Annotated in this window: 16 protein-coding genes; 7 read left to right on the forward strand and 9 right to left on the reverse strand. The window is 40.1% G+C overall.

Annotation, left to right across the window (positions count from 1 at the left end; translation table 11 throughout):
* Nucleotides 1-51: 51 nt before the first annotated feature.
* The 3 genes from VK159_RS07530 to VK159_RS07540 all read right to left on the reverse strand — a co-directional run bounded on the left by VK159_RS07530 (nucleotide 52) and on the right by VK159_RS07540 (nucleotide 2,804).
* Complete coding sequence (locus VK159_RS07530) at nucleotides 52-852, reverse strand: M57 family metalloprotease (protein WP_324229515.1); 801 nt, start codon at nucleotides 850-852, stop codon at nucleotides 52-54.
* 181 nt (nucleotides 853-1,033) lie between these two features.
* Nucleotides 1,034-1,834, reverse strand: a complete 801-nt coding sequence (locus VK159_RS07535; protein WP_324229516.1) for a M57 family metalloprotease — start codon at nucleotides 1,832-1,834, stop codon at nucleotides 1,034-1,036.
* Nucleotides 1,835-1,994: 160 nt separating this feature from the next.
* Nucleotides 1,995-2,804, reverse strand: a complete 810-nt coding sequence (locus VK159_RS07540) for a M57 family metalloprotease (RefSeq protein WP_324229517.1) — start codon at nucleotides 2,802-2,804, stop codon at nucleotides 1,995-1,997.
* A 312-nt stretch (nucleotides 2,805-3,116) separates the two neighbouring features.
* Here VK159_RS07540 and VK159_RS07545 point away from each other — a divergent pair, with 312 nt between their 5' ends.
* The gene (locus VK159_RS07545) at nucleotides 3,117-5,657 is read left to right on the forward strand and encodes a S8 family peptidase (protein ID WP_324229518.1); all 2,541 of its coding nucleotides are present in this window, start codon (nucleotides 3,117-3,119) and stop codon (nucleotides 5,655-5,657) included.
* Between the two features lie 61 nt (nucleotides 5,658-5,718).
* Here the strand turns inward: VK159_RS07545 and VK159_RS07550 are convergent, their stop codons facing one another.
* The gene (locus VK159_RS07550; RefSeq protein WP_324229519.1) at nucleotides 5,719-6,618 is read right to left on the reverse strand and encodes a nucleotidyltransferase family protein; all 900 of its coding nucleotides are present in this window, start codon (nucleotides 6,616-6,618) and stop codon (nucleotides 5,719-5,721) included.
* A 55-nt stretch (nucleotides 6,619-6,673) separates the two neighbouring features.
* Here VK159_RS07550 and VK159_RS07555 point away from each other — a divergent pair, with 55 nt between their 5' ends.
* The 3 genes from VK159_RS07555 to VK159_RS07565 all read left to right on the forward strand — a co-directional run bounded on the left by VK159_RS07555 (nucleotide 6,674) and on the right by VK159_RS07565 (nucleotide 9,213).
* Nucleotides 6,674-7,579 carry a 1-aminocyclopropane-1-carboxylate deaminase/D-cysteine desulfhydrase gene (locus VK159_RS07555; RefSeq protein ID WP_324229520.1) on the forward strand — a complete coding sequence of 302 codons (906 nt, stop codon included), beginning with the start codon at nucleotides 6,674-6,676 and terminating at the stop codon, nucleotides 7,577-7,579.
* A 54-nt stretch (nucleotides 7,580-7,633) separates the two neighbouring features.
* Nucleotides 7,634-8,323 (forward strand): hypothetical protein, encoded by a 690-nt coding sequence (locus VK159_RS07560; RefSeq protein WP_324229521.1) that lies wholly within the window; start codon nucleotides 7,634-7,636, stop codon nucleotides 8,321-8,323.
* Between the two features lie 83 nt (nucleotides 8,324-8,406).
* Nucleotides 8,407-9,213, forward strand: a complete 807-nt coding sequence (locus VK159_RS07565) for a hypothetical protein (RefSeq protein WP_324229522.1) — start codon at nucleotides 8,407-8,409, stop codon at nucleotides 9,211-9,213.
* On the opposite strand, the gene lipB is transcribed toward VK159_RS07565, so the two are convergent.
* Complete coding sequence (lipB, locus tag VK159_RS07570) at nucleotides 9,208-9,939, reverse strand: lipoyl(octanoyl) transferase LipB (RefSeq protein ID WP_324229523.1); 732 nt, start codon at nucleotides 9,937-9,939, stop codon at nucleotides 9,208-9,210. The genes VK159_RS07565 and lipB overlap by 6 nt on opposite strands.
* Before the next feature lie 126 nt (nucleotides 9,940-10,065).
* On the opposite strand from lipB, the gene VK159_RS07575 reads away from it, so the two are divergent.
* A complete protein-coding gene (locus VK159_RS07575; RefSeq protein ID WP_324229524.1) occupies nucleotides 10,066-11,178 on the forward strand; it encodes an RluA family pseudouridine synthase in 1,113 nt (370 codons plus the stop codon).
* Nucleotides 11,179-11,248: 70 nt separating this feature from the next.
* On the opposite strand, the gene def is transcribed toward VK159_RS07575, so the two are convergent.
* From def to VK159_RS07595, 4 genes are all read right to left on the reverse strand, one after another.
* A complete protein-coding gene (def, locus tag VK159_RS07580; protein ID WP_324229525.1) occupies nucleotides 11,249-11,827 on the reverse strand; it encodes a peptide deformylase in 579 nt (192 codons plus the stop codon).
* Between the two features lie 112 nt (nucleotides 11,828-11,939).
* The gene (gene ruvX / locus VK159_RS07585; RefSeq protein ID WP_324229526.1) at nucleotides 11,940-12,350 is read right to left on the reverse strand and encodes a Holliday junction resolvase RuvX; all 411 of its coding nucleotides are present in this window, start codon (nucleotides 12,348-12,350) and stop codon (nucleotides 11,940-11,942) included.
* Nucleotides 12,343-13,266, reverse strand: a complete 924-nt coding sequence (locus VK159_RS07590) for a UbiA-like polyprenyltransferase (RefSeq protein WP_324229527.1) — start codon at nucleotides 13,264-13,266, stop codon at nucleotides 12,343-12,345. Before VK159_RS07590 ends, ruvX begins: the two co-directional genes overlap by 8 nt.
* A 15-nt stretch (nucleotides 13,267-13,281) precedes the next feature.
* Nucleotides 13,282-13,818 carry an RNA methyltransferase gene (locus tag VK159_RS07595; protein ID WP_324229528.1) on the reverse strand — a complete coding sequence of 179 codons (537 nt, stop codon included), beginning with the start codon at nucleotides 13,816-13,818 and terminating at the stop codon, nucleotides 13,282-13,284.
* A gap of 200 nt (nucleotides 13,819-14,018) precedes the next feature.
* Between VK159_RS07595 and VK159_RS07600 the strand changes: the two genes are divergently transcribed.
* On the forward strand, nucleotides 14,019-15,737 hold the full coding sequence (locus VK159_RS07600) for a DEAD/DEAH box helicase (RefSeq protein ID WP_324229529.1): 1,719 nt from the start codon (nucleotides 14,019-14,021) through the stop codon (nucleotides 15,735-15,737).
* A 732-nt stretch (nucleotides 15,738-16,469) separates the two neighbouring features.
* Entirely contained in the window at nucleotides 16,470-17,978 is a 1,509-nt protein-coding gene (locus VK159_RS07605; RefSeq protein WP_324229530.1) for an Ig-like domain-containing protein, read from the forward strand.
* The last annotated feature ends 417 nt before the right edge of the window (nucleotides 17,979-18,395 follow it).

Raw genomic sequence — 18,395 nt, forward strand, 5'->3', positions numbered from 1 at the left:
AAAAGCCTCCCGCAAATCGGGAGGCTTTTCATTTATGCTTTACGACTGTTATTAATACAGGTAAGCTAAAGCAATTTTATCATTGGCATTGAACGGACGGTTTACACCAGTACCAACACAAGCCAGCATCCATGAAGCTGCGTCAGCTTTTGTTGGAGTACCAGGAATATGAATAGCGCCAACTGTGCTTGCACCTTCATTGCTGCCCGGGCCAGGACCACAACTGAATTTTCTGTTCATATAATCTGTATGACGGAAACCAATGCAATGTCCCATTTCATGTGCAATAATAGTTGCGAGATAATTAATATTGGTATTTGCATTGTACCAATATGTGTTCATGCTGATCGTATTGTAGGGGTTGCCACCAGTAGGGAAGCCAGCATAACCTAACGTATTGCTTGCCTGATAATATGTTTGCACGTTAATGTCAGCAGTACCGGTTACACGTGTAAATGTTAACTGGAGACCTTCTGCATTGTAACGTGCAATCGCTTCGTCTAAGGCCTGTACAAAATAGGAAGCTGATGTGTTAATGGAAACAGTAATGTTCCTTGCGCCACCACTTACAGTAACAAGATTCGTAGTTCTGTACTGTTCTTCGCTGGCAATAACAAGATTTGGACTGTTGCTTGTTTTACCCAAGTCGATTGACGGGATATAAATATCACCCTCTACCAGAAAACCATCGCCTTGTTTTGTTACACCACTAGTTGAAAAACCCATGGAGGCGATCTTGGTCAATTCATCCTGTGAAATTTCAGAATCATTTGTCTTTACATCTTTCTGACAAGAGACAAAGAATACGGACATCGAAATTGCGGCAACAAATGCCATTCTCATTTTCTTCATGCTGATTAATTGTTTAGGTTTAAAAAATGAAGATTGAATATATAGAAAAATCTGACAGATAAATAATTGATAATTTTACAATTATAAAATTGACACATTTGTCTACAATTTTGATATAGGCTAATAAACAAAGCCCCCAATAAATTGGGGGCTTTGTTTATGCTTTTTTAAACGATTGCTATTAATAGAGATAATCCAAAGCCTTTTTGTCGTTTGCATTGAATGGGCGGTTAGTCGATGCACTCAAACAGGCAAGCATCCAAGAATCTGCATCTGGCCCTGTCGGAGTTCCAGAAATATGAACAGCACCAACTGAACCAGAACCTTCATTACCGCCTGAACCACCGCAACTGTAAGAACGGTTCATATAATCTGTATGACGGAAGCCGATGCAATGCCCCATTTCATGTGCAACTACAGTAGTTACAAAACCAAGGCTGTAACCTGATGTGAAGTTGCGGGCATATTTGATTGTACCATATGGATTTCCTCCGCTGGGGAAACCTGCGGAAGCAATATATTGACCAGTATTTACCACGCTGATATTAATGGTGCCGTTGCCTGTCCTACCTACGTATTGAAATGTTAATCCCAAGCCTTCTGCATTATAACGTGCTACTGCAGCCTCAACTCCATCCTCAAGCAAATTGGTGATATTTCTGCCGCTAAGGCTTACTGTAATAACTCTTGGAAGCCCTGTAACCAGGTTGTTAGTTCTATACTGCTCTTCATTAGCAATAACTAACTTATGAGCAGTTTTTTGTGTTGTTAAATCCTGCGGGCTAAGAAAAATATCACCTTCAACAATATAGCCGCCATCAGACGCTATTACATTGTCAGATGAAAAACCAAGCGCCGAAATTTGATTAAGTGTTTCTTGCGAAACTTCTGCTTGCACGTCTTGCTTTGCTGATTTAGAGCAAGCTACAATAAACAATGTTGCAAACGCCGCAACAGCAATAATTGAAAATAGTTTTCTCATGTCTTAAATGTTTAGGTTTAGAATAGACTATTAAATTAAACAAAATAATTGAGGTTTCAAGGGAATAAGTAGTATCGTAAAACTACGTACAACCATATTTACGGAAACAAAAAGGCATCCTGAAAGTACAGGATGCCTTTCCATGTTGAATACAAATCAATTAATAAACATAATTCAATGCTGTTTGATCAGCACTTGTAAACGGACGATTGAAAGAAGAGGATGTACTTCCGCAAGCAAGCATCCATGAACCTGCACTTGGGCCTGATGGTGTGCCCGGAATATAAACAGCACCCACACCTGCTGAACCTTCATTTACAGCAGAGCCACCACAACTGTAAGAGCGGTTCATATAATCTGTATGACGGAAGCCAATGCAATGTCCCATCTCATGTGCAATAGTTGTAGCCAACGCATTTACAGCAATACTTGGTGTGTACCAATACCTGTTCATTTGAATCTGGCTGTAAGGATTTCCACTGCTTGTTGGAAATCCGGCAGAACCCAACGTATTACTTACCTGGTAATACGTAACAATATTGATGTTGGCAGTGGCTGTTCCAGTAATACGTTGAAACTTTACACGCAGGTTTAACGCATTGTAACGACGAATGGCTTCATCCGTAGCTGATATAAAATTCGCCTGTGTTGTGTTCAACTTTACAGTAAGCGTTCTTGGTAAACCAGTTACCAGGTAAGTAGTACGGTAATGTTCTTCATTAGCGTAGATCAGTTCATTTGAAGTGGGTGTGTGCCGGAGGTTTTCGTCAGTAAGAAGGATATCTCCCTCTACGAGGTAACCGCCATTCGTTTGTACAACTCCTTCAGTTGAAAATCCCTGGGCAGCAATTTGATTTAAAACATCCTGCGATACTTCAGAGTTAGCAGTTTCTTTGGCAGCTTTCTTACAGGCTACGATAAACAACGCTGAAAATGCAACAGCGGTAAAAACAAAAACAATTTTTCTCATGTTAACTTGTGTTTAGGTTGAAAAATGATTGACGCATTAAATTATTTATTTTTATCAAGTAATAATCATGCATCATTGCAGCAATGTTGCAAAGCGAAAACTTGTTTTAGAAAAAAGTAAAAACACTAAGAATTGTTACACAGAAAAATAAACAGATGCTGATTTGATTTTTTTTAATGAGATTTATAACTGATGAGAATATATTCAAACTATTTATTTCTTTTCCGAACAGGTTTGCAGACAATCAGAATTTGTGCTGTAATTTTTTTATTGTTCAACAATGCTTTTGCCCAGGTTAGCGATAAAAAAAATGTGGATAAATTATTACCATCACTTCGTCTTCAATTAGCAAAATCGCAAACCGATGCTGTGCATTTGTATACTGTTTCAGTAGATGATCTTAAACAATTCGAAACTGTACTTTCAAAAAACAAATCCATTAAACTCATTTCTGTTTATCAACCTGCAAATATTGCAGTCATCGAATGCAAATGGAGTGAACTTGAAGAAATCATCAATACTCCATCGATCCGTTCCGCAGATATACGCAAACAACCAAAAGAAGAATTGCTGTTTGGTTTTGTTGACTATGCTGTCAACCGCATCTCTACTATTCAACATCGTTATCCGTTATACAATGCAACTGGCATTCATCTTTCAGTAAAAGAACAACAGTTTGATACAACAGATATTGATCTGAAAGGACGCATTCTTCCATCAGCTTTTGCTTCAACAACAGGGAGTAATCATGCAAGCATCATGGCTACAATGATCGCCGGTGGCGGTAATACATGGTATAATACAAAAGGGGCTGCCTGGGGAGCAAATCTCAGTTCAGTAAGTTTTCAAAACCTTTTGCCGGAACCTGATAGTTATTACAACGGTTCATCCGTGCTTTTACAAAACCATTCCTATGGAACAGTTGTTGAAAGTTATTATGGTGCAGAAGCTGCAGCTTATGATGCATCAGTAATAAACAATCCTTCTTTGTTGCATATTTTTTCAGCAGGTAATTCAGGTTCACAAGCTACTGCAACAGGTACATATATGAATTTATCCGGCTACTCGAACCTCACTGGCAATTTCAAGCATGCAAAAAACATCATCACTGTTGGTCATATCGATTCGTTTGGAGTGGTAATGATACCAAGTTCAAAGGGACCTGCATTTGATGGCAGAGTAAAACCTGAACTGGTTGCGTTTGGAGAAGATGGCAGTTCAGGTGCTGCAGCATTGGTATCTGGTATTGGAACCGTTTTACATCACATCTACAAACAAAAGCATAATAACACAGCAGCCTCTGCATCATTGATCAAAGCGGTGTTATTAAACAGTGCTGATGATGTAGAAACAGCAGGCATTGATTATAAATCAGGCTATGGAAGTGCAAATGCATTGCATGCAGTTGAAGCAATTTTGAACGGACAATATTTTACCGGTTCTGTTACTGCCAATACACAACAACAGTTTACAATTACGGTTCCTGCAAACATTAAACAACTGAAATTAACATTGGTATGGACCGATCTACAAGCTGCACCAAACACTTCAAAAGCATTGATCAATGACCTTGATCTTATGTTAACACATACAGGGAGTAGTACAAGCTGGCAACCATGGGTGCTTAACAGTGCTGCATCAGTTGCAGCATTACAACAATTACCAACACGCAAAAGAGATAGTTTGAATGTAGTTGAACAGATAACAGTAAACAATCCTGTTGCAGGAAATTATGCAATTGACGTGAAGGCATTCAGCATTCCATCCGGTTCGCAAAATTTTGCCATCGCCTACCAATTGGATACACTGGATACATTTAACTGGCACTTCCCTACTGCATCTGATCATTTATTTCCCGGTCAAACAAACATGTTACGTTTCCAATCAAACTTTACAACTGCAACAGGTAGTTTAGAGTTGAGTACAGATAATGGTAGCAGCTGGCAAACAGTATCTCCTTCAGTTGATCTCACAAAAGGTTATTACAAACTTCAAACACCAATGATTACAAGCAAAGCGTTGCTGCGGTTTTCAATTGCGAATAATTTTTTCGCTTCAGATACGTTTACAATTTCGCAACGCATTCCCACTTCTGTAGGGTTTAACTGTCCAGACTCATTTCTTATTGCATGGCCAAAAGTGCCTCAGGCTTCTGCCTACCGTATTTCTCAACTGGGTGTAAAGTATATGGAGCCAATACGCATAACGACAGATACATTTGTTGTGCTTTCAAAAACAGCCAATCTCTCAAAACATTATGCAATTACACCATTACTTGCAGGTAAAGATGCGTTGAGAACTTATACGTTTAATTATGAATTGCAAGGCACGGGTTGTTATACAAAAAGCTTTATAGCAGACTTCACGTTTGATCTTAAAGGATCATTACAACTTTTACTCGGCACAACATACAATGTGAAGTCCATTAGTTTTGAAAAATATCTTGCAAGTGGATTCTCTTTACTTGATAAACAAACTGCCAGCAATGCACTGCAGTATCAATTCACCGATCAGCAACTAATTGCTGGTACAAATCTTTATCGTGCAGTGATTGAATTATCTGATGGAAGAAAAATTATTTCGGACACAGCAAGTCTTTACTTCACACAAAACAATGTAGCTGTTGTGTACCCCAACCCCGCATTAATAAATGGGTCTGTTACTGTGCTTACAGAACAGGATGATGAGGTAATCTTTCAACTTATTGATAATTATGGTCGTGTTGTTTTGCAAAAACAGATCGTAGACTATCCTCAACAGATTTCACTTTCAGGATTGCAACGGGGAATACATTACTACCGCCTGTTGAAGAAAAACAAGAAAGTGCAAACGGGCATTCTGATCATTCAATAAAAAAAGCCGCCCTGTTATATTAACCAGGGCGGCTTTTTTTATCATATCACTACTTTTTTTATTAACTCCACAAGGAGGAAGGATACTCACCAGCATTAACAAGGTTATCTACACTTTGCTGTACACCCGGCGCATCTTCTTTATAGGTAACTCCAAACCATTGCGATGATGTTGGAATAACCTTCACCACGCCAAGACCTTTCTTAATATAAGTATCAGCTACGATTGGAATAAAGAATTCTGATTTTTCCTCTTGTCCGTGCGCCTGCAGAAATGTTGAGAAAAGATCTTCACTCACTTTAAAAATTGATGCATCAAAACACCAGAAGTTCATACTCACACTTGAACGATACGGCACTTCATGTTTTCCTGCAGCATCCTCATACACGATCTTATCGTCTTCTGCATAGATCTTAGTACGTTCCGAAATACTTACCAGGTTATTATTTTCATCCACTTCACACACACCACGACTAACTGTACCATTAGCACTCAAGGTTCTCGCAAGCTCATAACCAATAATGGCCTGTTGTTTTGGTGTGCAATCATTCATTAAAAAAGAATATGCTTTTTCAAATGCATCACGACCGTAAAAATCATCGGCATTAATTACTGCAAACGGTTCGTTGATGGCATCCTTTGCACAAAGGATCGCATGTGCTGTTCCCCATGGTTTTGTACGGGTTGCAGGAATTTCATATCCGTTTGTTAATGAATCGAGTTGTTGATACACATAATCAATTTCAATACGGCCTTTCAGCTTTGGTTCAAACACTGCTTTGAAATTATCAGCAAAATCTTTGCGAATGATAAACACCACTTTTCCAAAACCTGCACGAATGGCATCATAAATGGAATAGTCCATAATAGTTTCGCCGGCAGGACCAAAGCCCTCCATCTGTTTCATACTGCCATAGCGACTGGCCATTCCGGCCGCAAGAATCAATAATGTAGGTTGCATGTATTCATTTATTTTTGAGCGGTGCGAAGATAGGAAACAATTGTTCCGCCACATCATGCAAACGATACCACGAATAATTTCACATAACACGGTAGAATGGCCACTGACAAAAGGGAAATCTTTTGGCTTTACGGTAGCAAGGCTTGATCTCTTGCACCCTTTCATTTCAGGTAACAAATATTTCAAACTAAAGTATAACCTGGCAGAAGCAAATGAACATAATAAGCAAGGTATCATTACAATGGGCGGCGCTTATTCAAACCACCTGGCAGCAACAGCTTTTGCTTGTGATGAACAAGGAATGAGTTCTGTTGGCATTGTGCGTGGTGAAGTGATTGAACCACTCAATCCTACACTTTCGTTTTGCAGAAAACATAACATGAAATTAATTTCTGTGCGCCGTGAAGATTATGCATCAAACAGTGAGGCAGTTCAGAAAATCATTCAGCAGCATTCTAATTTATTCTTTGTACCGGAAGGGGGAAATAATGAACCGGGAATGAAAGGTTGTCAAGAAATTTTGCAGCGCATACCGGGGGCCGATGAATTCACACATATCATTTGTTCAATTGGAACAGGCACTACATTTAAAGGAATTGCCTCAGCTGCCAATGCATCACAAACGGTGATCGGTGTGCCAGCACTCAAAATAAAAACTGATGAGCAGGAACAATTCATTTTACAACATACAGCTGTCCCATCGGCAGCAAAACAAATTGTGTTGTTTGAATTTGCAGGCAAAGGTTACGCCCGAACCGATGAGGAGTTGATCAACTTTATGAATTCATTTTATACGAAAACATCTATTCCTACCGATATTGTGTACACGGGCAAATTAATGCAGGCCGTTATTGCCTTAGCAGAACAAAGCTATTTTCCGGATAACAGTAAACTATTGGTTATTCATTCCGGCGGTTTGCAGGGAAACAACAGTTTACCATCCGGAACGTTATTATTCTGAACGGCATTATATTTGTGCAGCTAGAGAACAACCAACAGAACACATATCAATTCCATGAACAAACTGATCTTACCCATTCTTCTTATTTTTATTGCCTACTCTGCAACTGCACAACAGGACACGCTTCCGAAATTCGCTGCAGTAAAAAAAATGAATGGCGAAATTGTTCTCAGTTGGATCAGCACATTCAAAAATGTATCGCAGATCAATATTCAACGTTCAAAAGACAGTTTACGGAATTTCAGTACCATCCATTCTGTACCCAACACCAGCAGCAAAGCCTACAGCTATGTTGATAAAACAGCAAAGAATGATAGTGGCTATTACCGCATCTTCATTTTATTCGAAGGTTCCAACTATGTATTCACCCCTTCAAAAAAATTAACGATCGATACATCTTCAACAACAGTTCCAACTTACAAACCAGCTCAGCCGCAAAAAGAAGTTGAAAAAGACGACCGGCCCACTATTGCACCTAAGCCGGTTTGGGTTCCGTCAGTATATATTTTCACCGGTGATGATGGAAATCCTGTCATTCGTTTGCCCGATGCATTATCAAAAAAGTACAGCGTCAGGTTTCTAAAGGAAAATGGTTCACAGCTCTTTATTATTCCAAAAATAACAGACACCTATCTTACCCTCGATAAAGTCAACTTCATGAAATCGGGTTGGTACCACTTCGAATTATTGGAAGATGGCAAGCTGAAAGAGAAGAATAAGTTCCTGATTACAAGGGATTACTAATATTTTTAATAGGTTATTTGAAGAATGGCCTTGTTTTTGTATTTTGCTTCACCGTGCAGATCGCTTCCCCTGCATACCCGTTTATGAAACAATTATACTTACCCTTACTCCTTACCGCATTGCTTTTGGCTCCGGAATTTTTGTTGGCACAACGTGTTGGACGCAGAGGTGTGAACGCTGTTAATACAACCGCAGCAAAAAAAGGCCCTGTTTACAACTTTACCTTAGCACAACTACTTGGCAGATGGCAGGAAGTAAAACGCACAGATGCTGATAAAAATGCGCAACCGGTAGGTGACACAATCTATCTGCATTTTACTGAAGGCGATAAAGTGGAAACAAGAGACGGAACAAAAACCATCATGCGTGGTGTTGCGTTTATTGATGAACCGGGAAATATATTAGTTGCAGCTGCTGATGTGTATACGATTGGTTCAATTTCAGAAACGGAGTTGTTATTATTAGATGACGATGGCACTGTTCATACTTTAACTAAGAAAGAAATCTTCTGGCGTGAAACGCTTGGTAAAAACGCAGTGACTGATCCCGTGCTTGATACGCCGTTAGATCCTAATCTTGCAGATCTTACCGGTGCTAACTGGACTGTGTACCGCCGCAGAGCAAAGCCTGGAGCTGTTAGCAACGAATCAGTATTGATCCGTTATATCAAATCAATTAAAGATAATGGTGATAAAACCGCAACAGCGGAACTCACGTTTTATTCAAAAGATAAAACAGAAGTATTGCCCTGCACTATTACTGTTGTGAATAACCAGATCGAAGTAAAATCTGGTGGGCATTCATGGCTCATGTATGTTTATAAAGTGGAAAAAGATGAATGGATATTTGGCGATCATAAATCATTACTCTACTTCGCCAAGCCATTATAGTTTTACATCAAATACTTTTTCAAAATTTCGCTTCACGCTTTCTTTCGCTTCTTCAAAATCAACTTTATGCCCTAACTCTTTTTCCAAAGAAGTTACCTGCTTGTTTTCAATACCGCAGGGTATAATGTAGTTGAAATAATTAAGATCAGTATTTACATTAAATGCAAAGCCATGCATGGTGATCCAGCGGCTGCAACGCACTCCCATTGCGCAGATCTTTCGCTCTTTTCCTTTTATATCCGGTTCAAGCCATACACCTGTTTCGCCTTTACTGCGTTCGCCCTTCAAACCATAATCGGCCATGGTTAAAATGATGACATGTTCAAGTTTGCGTAAGTATTTACCAATGTCGGTTTCGAATTTTTCAAGATCAAGAATGGGATAGCCAACGATCTGTTGCGGGCCATGAAAGGTTATATCGCCACCACGATTTGTTGGATAATATTCGATTCCTTTTGCAGCACGTTCTTCATCACTGATCAGAATATTTTCGATGTGGCCACTTTTGCCTAAGGTGTATACGGGTGGATGTTCTACAAATAAAAGATAGTGGTGAGTAGTGAGTGGTGAGTGCAATACACTATCAACTATCGGCTCACGGCTATCGGCTACTAAACGCAATTCTGCTTTCACATCAAGGTTTTTCTTCAACAAAATCTCCTGGTAATCCCAGGCTTGTTTGTAAGGCATATTCCCTAGATCTTCAAACTGCACCAATTGTGTCATAGCCTGCAAATTTACTTGATTTTTCCTGCGGTTTTTTATTGAAGAAAATTGCCAGAAAGAGCCTCTATTAAATTTTTAATGCCGTTTCCTGACAATTTCGGCATGAAAAATTTAATATCGGATTGAATGGATGCCGAACAGGGCTTACTTTTGCGGATGATGATCGACGAAGAATTATTAGACGAAGACAGTGAACTGGAGAACGGTGATGGCTCGGAAGAGTTGTTTGAAAAGAAGCGTTTTGAAGTAGCCCAGGGACAAGAACCTTTGCGTATCGACAAATACCTGATGACCAGGATCCAGGGTGCTACCCGTAATAAAGTGCAACGTGGAATCGAAAACGGCATGGTGCTGGTCAATGGCAACACGGTTAAAGCAAACTATAAAGTAAGACCGGGCGATGATATTGTAACATTTACTGATACTGCACCTGAAGACACGAACCTAAAAGCAGAGGAACTCCCGCTCAATATTGTTTATGAAGATGATTCTGTGATGCTGGTAAACAAAGTACCCGGCATGGTGATGCATCCCGGCTGTGGTAATTATTCCGGTACATTGGTGAATGGTGCATTGTGGCATTTTCAACAACAACAACCCGATCTTACCGAAGATGAATTGCCTCGTTTTGGCATGGTGCATCGCATTGATAAGAATACAAGTGGCCTTGTGATCATGGCAAAAACTGAACAGGCCAGCGTGCATTTAGCTAAACAGTTTTTCAATCATACAGTAGAACGTAAGTATGTGGCATTGGTATGGGGTGATATAAAAGAAGATAACGGAACAATCACCGGTCATGTTGGTCGTCATCAACGTTTCCGCAAGATCATGGATGTATATCCTGATGGTGAATATGGCAAAGAAGCCACCACTCATTATACTGTTCTTGAACGTTTCGGCTACACCACACTGGTAGAATGTCGTTTGGAAACCGGACGTACACACCAGATACGTGTGCATATGCAGCACATTGGTCATCCTTTATTCAATGATGATACCTATGGCGGAGATCGAATTGTAAAAGGAACTGTTTATACCAAGTACAAACAATTTGTAGATAATTGTTTTACCATTTGTCCACGACATGCATTGCATGCACAAACGCTGGGATTCACACATCCAAAAACACAAGAGCGGATGTTATTTGAAAGTGAACTGGCAAAAGATATGCAGCAGGTAATTGAAAAATGGCGGGTGTATACGAAAGCAAAAAATCTTACAGGCGAAGATGAATAAAAGGAAGCCCCGATATCAATTGATATCGGGGCTTTATCATTAGCACCATTTAATCATTTTTCTCTCCGTTCTATTTAGGGAACAGCATTTTATAATCCACATTTACCTTTCCTCTTGAAATATCATCGAGCTTTCCTTTGAGCATTTTTCGTTTCAATGGTTTCAGGTAATCGATAAAGAGTTTGCCTTCAATATGATCATATTCATGGAGGATTACACGGGCAGTGATGCCATCAAATGTATTTACATGCTCTTTGAAGTTTTCATCCATGTAACGGATGGTTACTTCTTCAGCACGATACACATCTTCACGGATCTTAGGTATGCTTAAACAACCTTCGTTATACAACCAATCATCACCCAGCAACTCTTCTACCTGAGCGTTGATGAATACCTGTTTGATACCTGGTTTATCAGGATAGAGCAAGGTTTCTTCTTCATCCATATTGGCAAACATCTGTGCACTGTCCACCACAAACAAACGAATATCACGGTTGATCTGTGGAGCAGCAAGCCCGACCCCATTGGAGGAATACATGGTTTCCCACATATCAGCAATCAACTTCTCCAGCCCGGGGTACTCAGGAGTAATATCTTTTGCTGTTTTACGAAGAACATCAAAGCCGTAGGCAACAATGGGAAGAATCATGCGATTTCAGATTTACGATTTCAGATTGCAGATTGCACCACAACTGTAAAAATTAGCTGCAAATATAAGCACTGGGACCGAAGGAATAACCCTGCAATTGTATATCTGAGTTCTACAATCGTTCGAGGTATTCCTGCAGCATGATAGTAGCCGCTATCTCGTCCACCAGCTTTTTATCCCGGCGTTGACTTTTTTTGAGTCCCATTTCAAGCATGGCACTCTTGGCCATTTTGGAGGTGTAACGCTCATCAACTGTTTCAACCGGAATGGTAGGGAAATTTTTCTTGAGTTGTTCTATGGCACGTTTCACTAACGGCGTGGCATGTGTGTCACTATCATCCCAGTTGGTGGGCATACCGATAAGAATCAGCTCCACCTGTTCTTTGCTGAAATAATCTTTCAGGAAAGGAATAAAGTTTTTTGTTTCGATGGTGGTTAAGCCGGTAGCTATGATCTGGAAAGGATCAGTTACCGCAATACCGGTTCGTTTGCCGCCGTAATCGATGCAGATGATTCTAGCCATTTAAATTCCATGAACCTTTGATGAACAATATATCTGTAATCACAAAAGCTGCAAACACCACACTGGCTATGCCGTTGGCTGTCATAAATGCAATGTTAACTTTGCTGAGATCGTTAGGTTTTACAAGAGTGTGTTGATAGATTAGCATGCCCATGAATACGGCAACTCCGATCCAATAGAACAAGCCAAAATCACCATATACACCTGCTGCAATTACACAAGCTGCTGAAAGTACATGCAGCAGTTCAGATACACGCAATGCTTTTGCTTTACCTAACCATGCCGGTATTGATTTTAATTCATACTTTTTATCAAACTCCTCGTCCTGCAACGCATAAATGATATCGAAGCCACTAACCCAAAACAATACTGTAAATGAAAACAATATCGGTAATACAGCAAATTCTCCTGTTACGGCGAGGTACGCACCAATTGGTGCTAACGACAACCCAAGACCTAACACCAAATGACAAAGCGGGGTAAAACGTTTTGTGTAGCTATAACCTAACACAACAAATAATGCTACTGGGGATAAAGCTAAGCAGAGCTTGTTAATGAAGAATGTTGTTGCAACAAACAACACACTATTAACGATGGTGAAAATTAAAGCACTGTTAGCCGAAATAATTCCCGCCGGGATTTCACGAATAGCAGTGCGTGGATTTTTTGCATCAAAACTTCTGTCTAGGTAACGATTGAAGGCCATGGCTGCACTACGGGCGAAAATCATGCAGAGGAGAATCAAAAACAATTTTAAATAGTCAGCTGGGATATAAATACTCCAAGAACTACTTGTTTTTGAAATTTCCGAAACTAATTCGTGTCTCTGAAGAAAAAATCCAATCAATGCAAACGGCAATGCAAAAATGGTATGCGAAAATTTTATCAGCGATAAATAGCTCTTTACAGTACTCATGTTGTTCAATCCTGATTATTGGTTCAATAGACCTTTTCTTGCCATTTCCCACAGCACCACGCCGGCGGCAACCGAAATATTCAGTGAATGTTTCATTCCAAACTGGGGTATTTCAATGCAGCCTTCACATTCGTGCAAGGTTTCCTGCTCCACTCCTTCGGCTTCGTTGCCAAAGATGAGGGCTATTTTTTCATCCGGCCCTTTTTCAAAATCCTGGAGTAAAATGCTGCCTTCGGCCTGTTCAATCCCAAACAGTTTATAGCCGTTTGCTTTCAACTCTGCAATGGCCTCGGTTGTTTTGGCGAAATATTTCCAGCTCACCGTTTCTGTTGCACCCAGGGCTGTTTTATGAATATCCCGGTGCGGGGGTTGCGGCGTGTAACCAATGAGGTAAATGGCTTCCACCAAAAATGCATCGGCTGTGCGGAACACGCTGCCCACATTCTGCATGCTGCGGATATTTTCCAGCACAACAATCACCTTGTTCTTCTCCGCTTCTTTAAATTCATCAACCGATTTGCGGTTGAGCTCATCCATGCCCAGTTTTCGCATGGCGCAAAGTTAATGGTGAACGGTGAATGGTGAATGGGCAATGGTTAATAGGCAAAATCTGAATTAGTCTCTTCGTTTTTCCGTCAGACGAGGACGTCAGACAGGGTGCGCTCCGTACCTCGTACCTCTTACTTCGTACTTCTACCCTTCCTTCCCCCATAAAACCTTACCTTTGCCGCTTATTATAACAGAAATAAAGAATGAACACATTTGAAGCGCTTGGACTGGATGAAAGATTGATGAAAGCGATTAGTGAACTCGGTTTTACAACTCCCACTCCTATTCAGGAAAAAGCAATCCCCGTTCTGCTCAGCGGAACCACGGATTTGATCGGTCTTGCCCAAACGGGTACCGGCAAAACAGCAGCGTTTGGTTTACCATTGCTGCAATTATTAGACGAAAGCAAAAAACACCCACAGGCACTGATCGTTTGTCCTACACGTGAGCTTTGCCTGCAGATCGTTAAAGAGATAGAAATTTTCAAGAAACACATGAAGGGAATGCAGGTGGTAGCTGTTTACGGCGGCACCTCTATCGGCATGCAGATCCGTGATATCAAGCGTGGTATCCAGATCGTTGTAGCTACTCCCGGTCGTTTAATTGATTTGATCGAACGTAAGGCTATCAACCTTGGTGAAATTAAGTATGTGGTACTTGATGAAGCAGATGAAATGCTGAACATGGGTTTCCAGGATGATATTGAATTCATCTTGCAGAACACGCCTAAGAAAGAAAGTACCTGGTTATTCAGTGCTACTATGCCGCCTGAAATTCGTAAGGTGAGCCGTAAGTACATGAAAGAACCCGTAGAAGTTACTGTTGGTAAAATGAATACGGCCAACGTAAATATCGATCACCAGTATTTTGTGGTGTCATCACAACACCGCTACGAAGCATTGAAACGTTTGATCGATTTCAACCCCGGCATTTACGGGATCATTTTTACACGTACCAAAATTGATGCACAAAACATTTCCGAGAAACTTACACGTGAAGGTTATGATATTGATGCATTGCATGGTGATCTTACACAGCAACAACGTGATGCGGTGATGGGTCAGTTCCGTGACAGAACATTACAATTGCTGATTGCAACGGATGTGGCTGCACGTGGTATTGATGTAAAAGATATTACGCATGTCATTAACTACGAATTACCTGACGACATTGAAGTGTACACCCACCGTAGTGGTCGTACAGGTCGTGCCGGTAAAACGGGTATTTGTATGAGCATTGTGCATAGTCGTGAAATTGGCAAGGTTCGCCAGATCGAACGTATTGTGCAGTCACGATTTAATAAACTTGAAATACCAACCGGTAAAGATGTTTGCCGTAAACAGTTTTTCTCGTTTATGGATAAGCTCATCAACATGGATGTAAGCAGCGAAGAATATGAAACGTATGTACCGATGCTGCAGGAAAAATTTGCAGACATCAGTAAAGAAGAAATTCTGAAGCGTGTTGCATCAATGGAGTTCGATCGTTTCCTCAAGTATTACGAAAACGCAGAAGACCTCAACATTCGTGAGCGTGGCCGTGAGTTTGATAAATTCAAGCGTGATGGTGGTGGTCGTGGTATCGAAAGAGAAAGACCGGGATCAGGACGTACACGTGAACGTGAACGTACACCTTATCGAGATACACAAGGTCGTGATTTCAACGGCGGTGGCGGTTCAGGCAATTACACCCGCTTGTTTGTAAACCTCGGAACGAAAGATGGTTTTTACAAAGCAAGTTTCCTGCAATTCATTTTAGATATGAGTGATTTGAAAAAAGATTCCCTCGGTAAAATTGATATGCGTGAAATGAACAGCTGGGTTGAAGTTGACAGTAAAGCAGCAACGCAGATGATCCGATCTATTGACGGAAAGAAGTTTAAAGGACGTAACATCCGAATGAATGATGCGAACAGCAGGTAAACTGTTGTTAATTATATTAGAAAAGGAGTTGCAAATTGCAGCTCCTTTTTTTGTTGCATCAGTTTTAATACTGCCTGCAAAAAGCTAATTGTTTTCTGATCTTCTACTCTATTGCAATTGTGAACAAACTGGTGATAAAAGAACTAATGTGCAGAGAAGTAATGATTAGATAAATCAAGTGAACAGAGTTTCTTTTTATTACATGCGTTAACCTTATTGAATCAGTTGTTTACTAAAAGCAATTTTTCGGAGTAACTGCATCTATCAAAATGATACCTACAAAAGTTCTTGTTTTGCATGTAGTATAAAGAGTGATTTTTCTGTCCTTAAAAGTCATTCGTTCATTTTCTGCATCAAAACAAAATATCTTTACTAACATATAAATACGATGAGCGATTGCAAAGCTGAGTGGCATAGTTATTGTTTAATACTCGGAGATTAACGACAGCGTAAACAGGATAAAATTTTGAGACAGAGCGGAATTGATTTGTTTAATTAAGGACCCACGAGAACAAATATCCAGATCATAGAAGAACCATTCCCCAACAGAAAGTACCAGCTACAATTTCCCACAAGATTTATCACAACAGGATGCTAATGTAAATGCTTTGCATTTGCAAAGGCAAAGCTGCATGACCTGTCAGGCATTGAAAGACAACTATACCTGAATGCAATACCTATGGGCGTCACCGCCAGATATTTTTTTACTAATAAAAACCAACAGCAGATTAAATGAAAAGAATTACAATGCCGAAAGGCTTGTTAGGGTTATTGATTGTATCCGTTCTATGGACATCCTGTTCAAAAGAAAAATCAACAGCATTACCCGAAAGTGAGACAGAACTTACTCAAACGAAAGTTTCAGGAGTTGTTGACGATAATCCTGTGTTACAGGCAAAAGTGCCCTTGATCGTTTCTTCCGGATTTTTATCGAACGCTCCTGAAGCGGGCAGGGAAGTTTTTAATTTATCCATGCTTGCTGCAAGAGGTAAACGTGATGCAACTGCGCCAACCATCAGCATTATTACACCAACAACAGGCTCTTTTATTACAGGCATATCTGCCGTACAGGTAAGTGCGAGTGATAATGTTGGTATAAGTGACGTTAGTCTTGCTGTTGATGGTGTTTCAATCAGCAGCAGCAGTGTTGCTCCATTTACAAATACCTGGAATTCTGCAACTGTATCAAACGGAGCACATACATTAACAGTAACAGCAAGAGATGCTGCAAATAACAGAACAAGCAGCTCTGTTACAGTGAGTGTAAATAATGTGACTGTTGGAGATGTTACAGCCCCAACTGTAAACATTACTTCACCTGCCAATGGTGCTTCCTACAATACAGGGGCCACCATTAATATTGGCGCATCTGCAACTGATAATACCGGTGTAACTTTTGTAAGCATCAGCATAAATGGAACAGTAGTTGGCAGTTCATCGTCATCAAACTACAGTTACTCATGGAACACAACAGGTGCTGCAAGCGGCATTTATACAATTACAGCAACTGCAAGAGATGCTGCAGGTAATCAATCAGTGAGATCAATTACTGTAACACTTAATACAACAGTTGTTGAACCTCCTTCTACTTCGGGTTTCAGATTAACAATGCCACCTGTAAGTAACCAGGGAAGCGAAGGTTCATGTATTGCATTTGCAGTAGGCTATGCAGCACGCTCAGCTGAACAATATTACAGAACAGGTGCAACATCTTACAGCAACAGTGCGAATATTTTCAGTCCTGAGTTCTTATACAACCAGGTAAAATTCAGCATCGAATGCAGTTCAGGCTCAGCCATGCAAACTGCTCTTGATTTTATTAAGTTAAATGGCATCTGTACTTTTCAAACAATGCCTTACAGCAGTACGAATGGATGTTCAACGTTACCAACTTCATCACAATCGTTGGAAGCGCAGAATTACAAGATCAGTTCTTATGCGAAACTTTACACGACAGATAAAGCAGCCATCAAATCAATGGTTACGCAAAAACATCCTGTCATCATCACCATACTTGCCGACAATTCATTCATTAGTGCAAAAGCCGGATTTATCTGGAAAACCTATTCCGGTTCAGGTTCACTTGCACACTCTGTTGTTATTTGCGGTTATGATGATGCGAAAAACGCATATCTCATTATGAATTCATGGGGTACAGGTTGGGGCGATGCAGGCTATAGCTGGATCGATTACGATTTCTTTACAACAAGAACAGGTACTTATTGCTATGCAATAAACTAAAACATATCCTTTTTTAATACCTGCAATTAAATGAACAAAGGAGCAAACGACAACACTTAGGTTTAAAACAAATTATGTACTCAGAAGATAAAAAAATACGCCCCGAATATCGGGGCGTATTTTTTTATTGAAGAATTATTTTTGCCACCAGCTTTTTGCTTCAATCGAATGTAATAAACGACTGAATATTTTTTTCAAGATGTATAGTAATTGTATTTGATTCAACAATGAAATTTCCCCGGTTCTGGATGTTAGTGAAAAACACTTGACGACCAGCTGTAATGCATTTTATTCAGCAGTCAAACCACATAGACAAAAAGACGATGAATAACGGTATCGGGGCGGAAAATATTTCGACTTCTTCAGGAAACGGTGCTACACACTTCTCTGAATATCCTGCAGCCATCTTCACTTTCC

This window comes from Lacibacter sp. (genome assembly GCF_035299325.1).
Taxonomy (GTDB): Bacteria; Bacteroidota; Bacteroidia; order Chitinophagales; family Chitinophagaceae; genus Lacibacter.